Source organism: Streptococcus mitis bv. 2 str. SK95 (assembly GCF_000222705.1).
Classification (GTDB): domain Bacteria; phylum Bacillota; class Bacilli; order Lactobacillales; family Streptococcaceae; genus Streptococcus; species Streptococcus mitis_AY.
On record NZ_AFUB01000047.1, the window covers coordinates 21,990 to 34,038 of the forward strand.

General features: G+C 43.4%; 10 protein-coding genes. 9 read left to right on the forward strand and 1 reads right to left on the reverse strand.

Translation table 11 applies throughout. The annotated features are described in order from the left end of the window. Positions 1-54: 54 nt before the first annotated feature. The 4 genes from HMPREF9965_RS09485 (at position 55) to HMPREF9965_RS09500 (ending at position 6,045) form a co-directional block, all read left to right on the forward strand. Positions 55-795: a DeoR/GlpR family DNA-binding transcription regulator gene (locus HMPREF9965_RS09485; protein ID WP_000920645.1), complete on the forward strand. Its 741-nt coding sequence runs from the start codon at positions 55-57 to the stop codon at positions 793-795. Further along, positions 792-1,703, forward strand: coding sequence for a 1-phosphofructokinase (pfkB, locus tag HMPREF9965_RS09490; protein WP_000640807.1), 912 nt, complete (start codon positions 792-794; stop codon positions 1,701-1,703). The genes HMPREF9965_RS09485 and pfkB overlap by 4 nt, the downstream gene beginning before the upstream one ends. After that, positions 1,700-3,652, forward strand: coding sequence for a PTS fructose transporter subunit IIABC (locus tag HMPREF9965_RS09495; protein ID WP_000701473.1), 1,953 nt, complete (start codon positions 1,700-1,702; stop codon positions 3,650-3,652). The genes pfkB and HMPREF9965_RS09495 overlap by 4 nt, the downstream gene beginning before the upstream one ends. Positions 3,653-3,738: 86 nt before the next feature. Beyond that, a complete protein-coding gene (locus HMPREF9965_RS09500; protein WP_080566885.1) occupies positions 3,739-6,045 on the forward strand; it encodes a DNA translocase FtsK in 2,307 nt (768 codons plus the stop codon). A 44-nt stretch (positions 6,046-6,089) separates the two neighbouring features. Here the strand turns inward: HMPREF9965_RS09500 and HMPREF9965_RS09505 are convergent, their stop codons facing one another. Then, positions 6,090-6,515, reverse strand: a complete 426-nt coding sequence (locus HMPREF9965_RS09505; RefSeq protein ID WP_000073909.1) for a DUF6556 family protein — start codon at positions 6,513-6,515, stop codon at positions 6,090-6,092. 137 nt (positions 6,516-6,652) lie between these two features. Between HMPREF9965_RS09505 and HMPREF9965_RS09510 the strand changes: the two genes are divergently transcribed. The 5 genes from HMPREF9965_RS09510 to HMPREF9965_RS09530 all read left to right on the forward strand — a co-directional run bounded on the left by HMPREF9965_RS09510 (position 6,653) and on the right by HMPREF9965_RS09530 (position 11,919). Then, positions 6,653-7,795, forward strand: coding sequence for a cysteine desulfurase family protein (locus tag HMPREF9965_RS09510; RefSeq protein ID WP_000638932.1), 1,143 nt, complete (start codon positions 6,653-6,655; stop codon positions 7,793-7,795). A gap of 8 nt (positions 7,796-7,803) precedes the next feature. Then, positions 7,804-9,018: a tRNA uracil 4-sulfurtransferase ThiI gene (thiI, locus tag HMPREF9965_RS09515; RefSeq protein ID WP_001200075.1), complete on the forward strand. Its 1,215-nt coding sequence runs from the start codon at positions 7,804-7,806 to the stop codon at positions 9,016-9,018. Positions 9,019-9,154: 136 nt separating this feature from the next. After that, complete coding sequence (locus HMPREF9965_RS09520) at positions 9,155-9,979, forward strand: alpha/beta hydrolase (RefSeq protein ID WP_001016813.1); 825 nt, start codon at positions 9,155-9,157, stop codon at positions 9,977-9,979. A 20-nt stretch (positions 9,980-9,999) separates the two neighbouring features. Next, positions 10,000-10,740 carry an esterase family protein gene (locus HMPREF9965_RS09525; protein WP_000546803.1) on the forward strand — a complete coding sequence of 247 codons (741 nt, stop codon included), beginning with the start codon at positions 10,000-10,002 and terminating at the stop codon, positions 10,738-10,740. 12 nt (positions 10,741-10,752) lie between these two features. Continuing rightward, entirely contained in the window at positions 10,753-11,919 is a 1,167-nt protein-coding gene (locus tag HMPREF9965_RS09530; RefSeq protein ID WP_001108617.1) for an ATP-grasp domain-containing protein, read from the forward strand. Positions 11,920-12,049: the final 130 nt, after the last annotated feature.

Consider the following 12,049-nt stretch of genomic DNA (forward strand, 5'->3'; position numbering starts at 1 on the left):
TTGATAGAAATTGTGTTAGAATGAATAGTGTAAACGATAACAGGAGGTGATTTGGTGTTAAAAACTGAGCGGAAGCAACTGATTTTAGAGGAGTTAAATCAACATCATGTAGTTTCCCTAGAAAAATTGGTTAGTCTATTAGAAACATCAGAATCAACGGTACGAAGAGATTTGGATGAGTTGGAAGCAGAAAATAAACTTCGCCGTGTGCATGGTGGAGCAGAATTGCCCCACTCCTTGCAGGAAGAAGAAACTATTCAAGAAAAATCTGTCAAAAACCTTCAAGAGAAGAAGTTACTGGCTCAGAAAGCAGCCTCTCTTATCAAGGAAAAAGACGTTATCTTTATCGATGCTGGAACAACAACTGCTTTTTTAATCAAGGAATTGGTTAATAAGAATATCACAGTTGTCACCAACTCCATTCATCATGCGGTTCAGTTGGTTGAAAAGCAGATTCCAACTGTCATGGTTGGAGGTAGTGTCAAGATGGCGACAGATGCATGTATCGGGGGCGTTGCTCTTAACCAGATTAACCAATTGCACTTTGACCGTGCTTTTATCGGGATGAATGGTGTGGACGATGGTTATTATACGACTCCAGATATGGAGGAGGGAGCTGTTAAGCGTGCTATTTTGGAGAATGCCAAACAGACCTACGTCTTGGTGGATTCGTCCAAAATTGGACAAACTTGCTTTGCCAAGGTAGCACCACTTAAACGCGCTATTGTCATCACAAGTCAAGGGCATGAGCTCTTGCAGGCTATTAAGAAGAAAACGGAGGTAATAGAAGTATGATTTATACAGTCACACTCAATCCTTCCATTGACTATATCGTTCGTTTGGACCAAGTTCAAGTCGGTAGTGTCAATCGTATGGACAGTGATGATAAGTTTGCTGGTGGGAAAGGAATCAATGTCAGTCGTGTTTTGAAACGATTAGATATTCCAAATACAGCGACCGGATTTATCGGTGGCTTTACTGGTAAATTTATCACAGATACCCTGGCAAAAGAGCAAATTGAAACACGCTTTGTCCAAGTAGCAGAAGATACTCGCATCAATGTCAAGATTAAAGCAGACCAAGAAACAGAAATCAACGGGACTGGTCCTAACGTTGAACCAGCACAGCTAGAAGAATTGAAAGCTATTTTATCTAGTCTGACTGCAGATGATACGGTTGTGTTTGCTGGTTCGAGTGCTAAAAATCTAGGCAATGTTATCTATAAGGATTTGATTGCCTTGACCCGTCAGACTGGTGCGCAAGTAGTTTGCGATTTTGAAGGACAGACCTTGATTGATAGTTTGGACTACCAGCCACTTTTGGTGAAGCCAAACAATCACGAACTAGGAGCTATCTTTGGTGTTAAATTAGACAGTTTAGATGAAATTGAGAAATACGCGCGAGAGTTACTGGCTAAAGGTGCTCAAAACGTCATTATCTCTATGGCTGGGGACGGTGCCCTTCTTGTCACACCTGAGGGAGCTTACTTCGCCAAACCTATCAAGGGAACAGTGAAAAATTCTGTTGGAGCTGGTGACTCTATGGTAGCTGGATTTACAGGTGAATTTGTCAAATCAAAAGACGCAATAGAAGCCTTCAAATGGGGAGTGGCTTGTGGCACAGCAACTACTTTCTCAGATGACTTGGCAACAGCGGACTTTATTAAAGAAACATATGAAAAAGTTGAGGTAGAAAAACGATGAAAATTCAAGACCTATTGAGAAAAGATGTCATGTTGCTGGATTTGCAGGCAACTGAAAAAACAGCTGTCATCGAAGAGATGATTAAAAGTTTGGTAGATCACGGTTACGTGACGGATTTTGAAACCTTTAAAGAAGGGATCTTAGCGCGTGAAGCTCTCACTTCCACTGGTTTGGGTGACGGAATTGCTATGCCTCACAGCAAGAACTCTGCTGTCAAAGAAGCAACGGTTCTCTTTGCTAAGTCAAACAAGGGGGTTGACTACGAAAGCTTGGATGGGCAACCAACAGACCTCTTCTTCATGATTGCAGCTCCAGAAGGTGCCAATGATACTCACTTGGCAGCCTTGGCAGAATTGTCTCAATACTTGATGAAAGACGGTTTTGCTGACAAACTTCGCCAAGTAACATCAGCTGACCAAGTCATCGAACTCTTTGACCAAGCTTCAGAAAAAGCTGAGAAACCTGTTCAAGCACCTGCTAATGAATCTGGCGACTTTATCGTAGCTGTTACAGCTTGTACAACAGGAATCGCCCACACTTATATGGCGCAAGAAGCCCTTCAAAAAGTGGCTGCTGAAATGGGTGTTGGGATCAAGGTCGAAACCAACGGTGCTAGCGGTGTTGGAAATCAACTAACTGCTGAAGACATCCGTAAGGCTAAAGCTGTTATCATTGCAGCAGATAAGGCTGTTGAGATGGATCGTTTCGATGGCAAACCATTGATCAATCGTCCAGTTGCAGACGGCATCCGTAAGACAGAGGAGTTGATTAACTTGGCTCTTTCAGGAGATGCTGAAATCTACCGTGCTGCTAATGGGGCCAAAGCTGTAGCAGCGTCTAACGAACAACAAAGCCTTGGTGGCGCTTTCTACAAACACTTGATGAGTGGTGTATCTCAAATGTTGCCATTCGTTATCGGTGGTGGTATCATGATTGCCCTCGCCTTCTTAATCGACGGAGCTTTTGGTGTGCCACAAGATAGTCTTGGTAATCTCGGATCCTACCATGAGCTAGCTTCCATGTTCATGAAAATCGGTGGTGCAGCCTTTGGCTTAATGCTTCCAGTTTTTGCAGGATATGTTGCCTACTCTATCGCTGAAAAACCAGGTTTGGTAGCTGGATTCGTAGCTGGTGCTATTGCTAAAGAAGGTTTTGCCTTTGGTAAAATCCCTTATGCAGCAGGTGGTGAAGCAACTTCAACTCTTGCAGGTGTATCATCTGGTTTCCTAGGTGCCCTTGTTGGTGGATTTATCGCAGGTGCCTTGGTTCTTGCTATCAAGAAATACGTTAAAGTTCCTCGTTCACTTGAAGGGGCAAAATCAATCCTTCTCTTGCCACTTCTTGGAACAATTTTGACAGGATTTGTCATGCTGGCTGTCAATATTCCAATGGCAGCAATCAACACTGCTATGAATGACTTCCTTGGCGGTCTTGGAGGAGGATCAGCTGTCCTTCTTGGTATCGTTCTTGGTGGAATGATGGCTGTTGACATGGGTGGACCAGTTAACAAAGCTGCCTATGTCTTTGGTACAGGTACGCTTGCAGCGACTGTTTCTTCAGGTGGTTCTGTAGCCATGGCAGCAGTTATGGCTGGAGGAATGGTACCACCACTTGCTATCTTTGTCGCAACCCTTCTTTTCAAAGATAAATTTACTAAAGAAGAGCGTAACTCTGGTTTGACAAACATCATCATGGGCTTGTCATTCATCACTGAGGGAGCGATTCCATTTGGTGCAGCCGACCCAGCTCGTGCGATCCCAAGCTTTATCCTTGGTTCGGCAGTAGCAGGCGGACTCGTTGGTCTTGCTGGTATCAAACTCATGGCGCCACACGGAGGAATCTTCGTTATCGCCCTAACTTCAAATGCCCTACTTTACCTAGTCTTTGTTTTGATTGGTGCGATTGTAAGTGGTGTGGTTTATGGTTACCTACGCAAACCACAAGCATAAAAAGGATTAGAATAGAAAGATTGTTACCATTTGGTGCAATCTTTTTCTCTTTTCGAAATGGCTGTGAAATATGGTATAATAAAAGAATGGCAAACAAGAATACTACAAAAACAAGACGGAGACCGTCTAAAGCAGAACTTGAAAGAAAACAGGCTATCCAGAGGATGTTGATTTCCTTAGGGATTGCCTTATTATTGATTATTGCAGCCCTCAAGCTCGGTGCGGCGGGTATCACCCTTTACAATCTCATTCGACTGGTGGTCGGAAGTTTGGCCTATGTGGCCATTGTTGCCCTCCTCATTTATCTCTTTCTATTTAAATGGATACGTAAGCAGGAGGGGCTTCTATCAGGATTTCTCTGTATCTTCGCTGGCTTACTCTTAATTTTTGAGGCTTATCTTGTCTGGAAGTTTGGCTTGGAGCAGTCAGTTCTAAAAGGGACCTTGGCTCAAGTTATGACGGACCTGATTGGTATCCGGGTGACTAGCTTTGCTGGTGGAGGCTTGCTTGGTGTTGGACTTTATATCCCCATTGCCTTTCTTTTCTCAAATATCGGCTCCTACTTTATTGGAGTTCTCTTGATTCTAGTTGGGGCACTCTTGGTCAGTCCTTGGTCTATTTATGATGTTGCAGCCTTTATTGGAGCGCAGTTCAGATCCTTCATGGAAAAACAGGAACAGAGAAAACAAGAACGCTTTATCAAGAGGGAAGAAGAAAAGGCTCGTCAAGAAGCTGAAGAAGCAGCCAGAATTCAGAGAGAACAAGAAGAACAGGATGCCCTACCGCTTCCTCCTGTAGATCCTGAAACTGGAGAAATCTTATCAGAAGTACCAGACTACGATTTCCCTCCAATTCCTGAAAAAGAATGGAGTGAACCTGAGATTATCCTCCCTCAAACTGATTTTGACGTTCCAGATGTGGAAGAAGACTTTGAGGATGAAGAGGTGCAGGTTGATTTTTCTGCCAAAGAAGCTCTCGAATACAAGCTACCAAGCTTGCAACTCTTTGCGCCAGATAAACCAAAAGATCAGTCCAAGGAAAAGAGGATTGTTCGAGAAAACATCAAAATCCTAGAAGAAACCTTTGCTAGCTTTGGTATCAAGGTAACGGTTGAACGAGCTGAAATTGGACCATCAGTTACCAAGTATGAAGTCAAGCCAGCAGTCGGTGTACGGGTCAACCGCATTTCCAATCTGGCAGACGACTTAGCGCTGGCTCTGGCGGCAAAGGATGTTCGGATTGAAGCTCCGATCCCTGGAAAATCCCTAGTTGGAATTGAAGTGCCCAACTCTGAGATTGCGACCGTTTCCTTCCGTGAACTCTGGGAACAGTCTCAAACAAAACCAGAAAATCTCCTTGAAATACCTCTAGGTAAGGCTGTCAATGGAACTGCTCGCACCTTTGACCTTTCCAAAATGCCCCACTTACTTGTTGCAGGTTCAACGGGATCAGGGAAGTCAGTCGCAGTTAATGGCATTATCGCTAGCATTCTCATGAAGGCAAGACCCGACCAGGTCAAGTTTATGATGGTCGATCCTAAGATGGTTGAGTTGTCTGTTTACAATGATATTCCCCATCTCTTGATTCCAGTTGTGACCAATCCACGCAAGGCCAGCAAGGCTCTCCAAAAGGTTGTGGATGAGATGGAAAACCGTTATGAACTCTTCGCTAAGGTTGGTGTACGAAATATCGCTGGTTACAATGCCAAGGTCGAGGAATTCAATGCCCAGTCTGAGTACAAACAAGTACCCCTGCCTTTGATTGTTGTCATTGTGGATGAGTTGGCAGACCTCATGATGGTGGCTAGCAAGGAAGTGGAAGATGCCATCATTCGTCTCGGACAGAAGGCGCGTGCCGCAGGGATTCACATGATTCTCGCAACGCAGCGGCCATCGGTTGATGTTATCTCTGGTCTCATCAAGGCCAATGTCCCATCTCGTGTGGCTTTTGCAGTTTCATCAGGCACAGATTCACGAACCATCTTGGATGAGAATGGAGCAGAAAAACTGCTTGGTCGAGGAGACATGCTCTTTAAACCAATCGATGAAAATCACCCAGTCCGTCTGCAAGGATCCTTTATCTCGGATGATGATGTTGAACGCATCGTAAACTTCATCAAGGCTCAGGCGGATGCGGACTACGATGAGAGTTTTGACCCAGGTGAGGTTTCTGAAAATGAAGGAGAATTTTCAGATGGTGAAGCTGGTGGCGATCCGCTTTTTGAAGAAGCTAAGGCTCTGGTTATCGAGACGCAGAAAGCCAGTGCTTCGATGATTCAACGTCGTTTGTCGGTTGGATTTAACCGTGCGACCCGCCTTATGGAAGAACTCGAAATGGCGGGTGTTATCGGTCCAGCTGAAGGAACCAAACCACGAAAAGTATTGCAACAATAAAAAAATAGCTTCTTTCCAAATCTGGAGGGAAGCTATTTTAGTGGCTACTGGCTCGTTTTATTTTCTGAATTTGTCGTATTTGACTGTGTTCCGCTATCGCTTGTTTCTTTATTTGTAGCAGGTGTAGAAGAGTCCTGAGTTGTTGTTTTCTGTTCTTCTTTTTTCTCCTCTTTCTTGTTGGATTGAGAAGTTTCTTCTTGTGGGCTATTTTCTTTAGTAGAAGTGTTGTCCTTGTTAGGTGTAGTATTTTCCTGAGGGGATTCCTTTTGAATTTCCTTGACAACAGTTGTTTGGGTTGTCGTAGGCTCTTTCTTATTGTTTTTGTTATTATCCATAGCGTTCATGATGGTGATACTAGCGGTGATTAGGCCAAGGATACTACCGATGGTAGCAATCGTTTTTTGAAAGACAGTGAATCCCTTTTTGATGTGTTCTGTTTTTGGTTTTGAAGTTCTACGATAGTTAGACATGATACTCTCCTTTGATTATGATTTATTATACCTCATTTCTTTAAAAAAATCTTAAAAAAAGAGAAACTTCCCTTTCTTGTCGTAAGCTTCGTTTCATGATAAAATAGAAGGAGTGATTTTAGAAAGCGTGAGAAAACATGATCTACTTTGATAATTCGGCAACAACCAAGCCTTATCCTGAAGCACTTGAGACCTATATGCAGGTCGCTTCAAAAATTGTAGGAAATCCTTCTAGTCTCCATCGTTTGGGAGATCAGGCAACACGAATTTTAGATGCTTCCCGGCAGCAAATTGCAGATTTGATTGGCAAGAAGAGTGATGAAATCTTCTTTACCTCTGGTGGAACAGAAGGGGATAACTGGGTCATCAAGGGTGTGGCCTTTGAAAAAGCCCAGTTTGGCAAGCACATCATCGTATCAGCTATTGAACATCCAGCAGTCAAGGAGTCAGCCCTCTGGCTGAAAAGTCAAGGTTTTGAGGTGGATTTTGCTCCGGTTGATGAGAAAGGATTTGTAGATGTTGAGGCTATAGGAGCTTTGATACGACCTGATACGACCCTCGTCTCCATCATGGCAGTTAACAACGAAATTGGCTCTATCCAGCCTATTGAGACCATCTCAGAACTGTTGGCAGACAAGCCAACTATTTCCTTCCACGTTGATGCAGTTCAGGCACTCGCTAAGATTCCGACTGAAAAGTATCTGACTGATCGAGTGGACTTTGCGACTTTCTCTAGTCACAAGTTTCACGGAGTTCGAGGTGTTGGCTTTGTCTATATCAAGTCTGGTAAGAAAATTACGCCTCTGTTGACTGGTGGTGGTCAGGAGCGAGGCTATCGTTCGACAACTGAAAATGTGGCAGGGATTGCAGCGACAGCCAAGGCCCTCCGTTTGTCTATGGAAAAGTTAGATATCTTTACTAATAAGACAGGGCAGATGAAATCAGTCATTCGTCAAGCCCTTCTGGATTATCCAGATATTTTTGTCTTTTCAGCTGAGGATGACTTTGCCCCTCATATCTTGACTTTTGGGATTAAGGGTGTTCGTGGTGAAGTCATCGTTCACGCCTTTGAAGACTATGATATTTTCATTTCAACGACCTCTGCTTGTTCGTCCAAGGCTGGAAAACCTGCAGGCACCTTGATTGCAATGGGAGTAGATAAAGATAAGGCCCAGTCAGCTGTGCGCCTAAGTCTAGATCTGGAAAATGATATGAGTCAGGTTGAGCAGTTTTTGACCAAGCTAAAATTAATTTACAATCAAACTAGAAAAGTAAGATAGGAGCATTTATGCAGTATTCAGAAATTATGATTCGCTACGGAGAGTTGTCAACCAAGGGCAAAAACCGTATGCGGTTCATCAATAAACTTCGTAATAATATTTCAGACGTTTTGTCCATCTATCCTCAAGTTAAGGTAACCGCTGATCGTGACCGTGCCCACGTTTACCTGAATGGAGCCGATTACACAGCAGTAGCAACATCTCTCAAGCAAGTATTCGGGATTCAAAACTTTTCTCCAGTTTACAAAGTTGAAAAGTCTGTTGAAACTCTCAAAGCTGCCGTGCAAAAGATTATGCAAGACATCTACAAGAAGGGCATGACCTTTAAAATCTCTAGTAGACGTAGCGACCACAACTTTGAACTCGACAGTCGTGAACTTAACCAAACCCTTGGTGGTGCTGTTTTTGACGTAATTCCAACTATTCAAGCCCAAATGAAAAACCCTGATATCACTCTTCAGGTGGAGATTCGTGAGGAAGCAGCCTATCTTTCCTATGAAACCATTCGTGGAGCAGGTGGTTTGCCAGTGGGTACTTCTGGTAAGGGCATGCTCATGTTGTCAGGAGGGATTGACTCACCTGTAGCAGGTTATCTAGCTCTTAAACGTGGGGTAGATATCGAGGCGGTTCACTTTGCTAGCCCACCATACACTAGCCCTGGCGCTCTCAAAAAAGCCCAAGATTTGACCCGTAAATTGACCAAGTTTGGTGGCAATATCCAATTTATCGAAGTGCCTTTTACTGAGATTCAAGAAGAAATCAAGGCCAAGGCGCCAGAAGCCTACCTCATGACCTTGACGCGTCGGTTTATGATGCGGATTACTGACCGTATTCGTGAAGTGAGAAAGGGTCTGGTCATTATCAATGGGGAGAGTCTAGGTCAAGTAGCGAGCCAGACCTTGGAAAGCATGCAGGCTATCAACGCTGTGACCAACACTCCCATCATTCGTCCCGTGGTTACTATGGACAAGTTGGAAATCATTGACATCGCGCAGGAAATCGATACCTTTGAAATTTCAATCCAGCCTTTTGAAGATTGCTGTACTATTTTTGCACCTGACCGTCCTAAGACCAATCCTAAGATAGAGAATGCAGAGCAGTATGAAAAACGCATGGATGTTGAAGGCTTGGTTGAACGAGCAGTGGCTGGTATCATGATCACTGAGATTACACCTCAGGCTGAAAAAGATGCTGTCGATGAGTTAATTGACAATCTCCTCTAATCAGAAAATCCAGAAGAATTCAGAAAAACAAATGAAAAAAGTTAGTTATTTATCCTTAAAATGGACATTAACTGACTTTTTTTCTATTTTTATGGTATAATGAGATAAAATTTTGAATATAGAGAGTTTTCTGACAATGAATCATTCCTACTTTTACTTAAAAATGAAAGAACACAAACTCAAGGTTCCTTATACTGGAAAAGAGCGTCGTGTGCGTGTGCTTCTGCCTAAGGACTACGAGAAAGACACCGACCGTTTTTACCCTGTTGTTTATTTTCATGATGGGCAAAATGTCTTTTACAGCAAGGAGTCTTATATCGGACACTCTTGGAAGATTATTCCGGCTATTAAGCGAAATCCTGACATTAGTCGCATGATTGTTGTAGCTATTGACAATGATGGCATGGGACGGATGAATGAGTATGCGGCTTGGAAGTTTCAAGAATCTCCTATTCCAGGGCAACAGTTCGGCGGTAAGGGCGTGGAGTATGCCGAGTTTGTCATGGAGGTGGTTAAGCCCTTTATCGATGAGACCTACCGTACCAAAGCTGATCGCCAGCATACGGCTATGATTGGCTCGTCATTAGGAGGCAATATTACCCAGTTTATCGGACTGGAATACCAAGACCGAATTGGTTGTCTAGGTGTCTTTTCATCTGCCAACTGGCTCCACCAAGAAGCCTTTAACCGCTACATCGAACGTAAAAAACTGTCGCCTGATCAGCGAATTTTCATTTATGTAGGAACAGAAGAAGCAGACGATACGGACAAGACCCTGATGGCTGGTAATATCAAGCAAGCCTATATCGACTCATCGCTTCGCTATTATCATGATTTGATTGCAGGTGGAGTAGACTTGGATAATCTTGTATTGAAAGTTCAGTCTGGTGCTATCCATAGTGAAATCCCTTGGTCGGAAAATTTACCAGACTGTCTCCGATTTTTTGCAGAGAAATGGTAAGTTAGGAAAGGAGAAAGCCAATGCATATTGAAAACCTTAGCCACTGGAGTGGCCACCTCAACCGTGAAATGTATCTCAACCGTTATGGGCATGCTGGGATTCCAGTTGTGGTTTTTGCTTCATCTGGTGGCAGTCACAATGAATACTATGATTTTGGCATGATAGATGCCTGTGCTTCCTTTATCGAAGAAGGTCGTGTCCAATTCTTTACTCTCTCCAGTGTTGACAGTGAGAGCTGGCTGGCTACTTGGAAAAATGGTCATGACCAAGCGGAGATGCATCGTGCCTACGAACGCTATGTGATTGAGGAGGGCATTCCTTTTATCAAGCATAAGACAGGTTGGTTTGACGGTATGATGACGACTGGTTGCTCAATGGGTGCCTACCATGCACTCAATTTCTTCCTCCAGCATCCAGATGTCTTTACTAAAGTGATTGCTCTCAGCGGCGTTTACGACGCACGTTTCTTCGTTGGAGATTACTACAATGACGATGCCATTTACCAAAACTCGCCAGTAGATTATATCTGGAATCAGAATGACGGCTGGTTTATCGATCGTTACCGTCAGGCGGAGATTGTCGTTTGTACGGGCCTCGGTGCCTGGGAACAAGATGGTCTACCATCTTTCTACAAGCTCAAAGAAGCCTTTGACCAGAAACAAATTCCAGCTTGGTTTGCTGAATGGGGACACGATGTTGCCCACGACTGGGAATGGTGGCGTAAACAAATGCCCTATTTTCTTGGACACCTGTATCTATAAAAGGAGTTGCCTATGAATTACCTTGTTATTTCTCCCTACTATCCGCAAAACTTTCAACAATTTACAATCGAACTCGCTAATAAAGGCATCACAGTCTTGGGAATTGGTCAGGAGCCTTACGAACAACTAGATGAACCTTTGCGCAATAGCCTGACCGAGTATTTCCGTGTAGACAATCTTGAGAACATAGATGAAGTCAAACGCGCAGTTGCCTTTCTTTTCTACAAGCATGGTCCTATCGACCGCATTGAGTCCCACAATGAATACTGGCTTGAGCTAGACGCAACACTCAGAGAACAATTCAATGTCTTTGGTGCCAAACCCGAGGATCTCAAAAAGACCAAATATAAGTCTGAGATGAAGAAACTTTTCAAAAAAGCAGGTGTCCCTGTGGTACCTGGAGCTGTTATCCAGACGGAAGCAGATGTGGATAAAGCAGTGAAAGAAATCGGTCTACCAATGATTGCCAAACCTGATAATGGAGTGGGAGCGGCAGCAACCTTTAAGCTTGAGACAGAAGACGATATCCATCACTTCAAAGAAGAATGGGATCATTCAACCGTTTATTTCTTTGAGAAATTTGTCACTTCTAGCGAAATCTGTACCTTTGACGGGCTTGTGGATAAGGATGGCAATATCGTCTTTTCAACGACTTTCGATTATGCCCATACACCACTTGATCTGATGATTTATAAGATGGACAATTCCTACTATGTGCTTAAGGATATGGATCCCAAACTACGCAAGTATGGTGAAGCCATTGTCAAAGAATTTGGCATGAAAGAGCGCTTTTTCCATATCGAGTTCTTCCGTGATGGGGACGACTACATTGCGATTGAGTACAATAACCGTCCTGCAGGTGGTTTTACTATTGATGTTTATAACTTCGCTCACTCCTTGGATCTCTACCGAGGTTATGCGGCGATTGTCGCAGGAGAAGAGTTCCCAGCATCAGAATTTGAACCTCAATACTGTTTAGCTACATCACGTCGTGCTAATGCTAACTATGTTTATTCAGAAGAGGACCTTCTTGCCAAATACAGCCAGCAATTCAAGGTCAAAAAAATCATGCCAGCAGCCTTTGCAGAGTTACAAGGAGATATTCTCTATATGTTAACAACTCCAAGTCGTGAGGAGCTGGAGCAGATGATTGCAGACTTTGGTCAACGTCAAGACTAATGAAAAGGATGAAAGAAGTTTGTCTTCTTTTGTCCTTTTCTTAAAGATAAGTTAAATAAAGCGTTTTCCATAGATTCTTTTAGAAAATCGGTTGCTAAAAGGCCTAAAAATTGATAGAATAAGGATTGTC

Bases quoted from the DNA above. Each gene is read 5' to 3' on its own strand.
- pfkB (WP_000640807.1), top strand. From the start codon at position 792: ATGATTTATACAGTCACACTCAATCCTTCCATTGACTATATCGTTCGT.
- HMPREF9965_RS09495 (WP_000701473.1), top strand. From the start codon at position 1,700: ATGAAAATTCAAGACCTATTGAGAAAAGATGTCATGTTGCTGGATTTG.
- HMPREF9965_RS09500 (WP_080566885.1), top strand. From the start codon at position 3,739: ATGGCAAACAAGAATACTACAAAAACAAGACGGAGACCGTCTAAAGCA.
- HMPREF9965_RS09505 (WP_000073909.1), bottom strand. From the start codon at position 6,515: ATGTCTAACTATCGTAGAACTTCAAAACCAAAAACAGAACACATCAAA.
- HMPREF9965_RS09510 (WP_000638932.1), top strand. From the start codon at position 6,653: ATGATCTACTTTGATAATTCGGCAACAACCAAGCCTTATCCTGAAGCA.
- thiI (WP_001200075.1), top strand. From the start codon at position 7,804: ATGCAGTATTCAGAAATTATGATTCGCTACGGAGAGTTGTCAACCAAG.
- HMPREF9965_RS09520 (WP_001016813.1), top strand. From the start codon at position 9,155: ATGAATCATTCCTACTTTTACTTAAAAATGAAAGAACACAAACTCAAG.
- HMPREF9965_RS09525 (WP_000546803.1), top strand. From the start codon at position 10,000: ATGCATATTGAAAACCTTAGCCACTGGAGTGGCCACCTCAACCGTGAA.
- HMPREF9965_RS09530 (WP_001108617.1), top strand. From the start codon at position 10,753: ATGAATTACCTTGTTATTTCTCCCTACTATCCGCAAAACTTTCAACAA.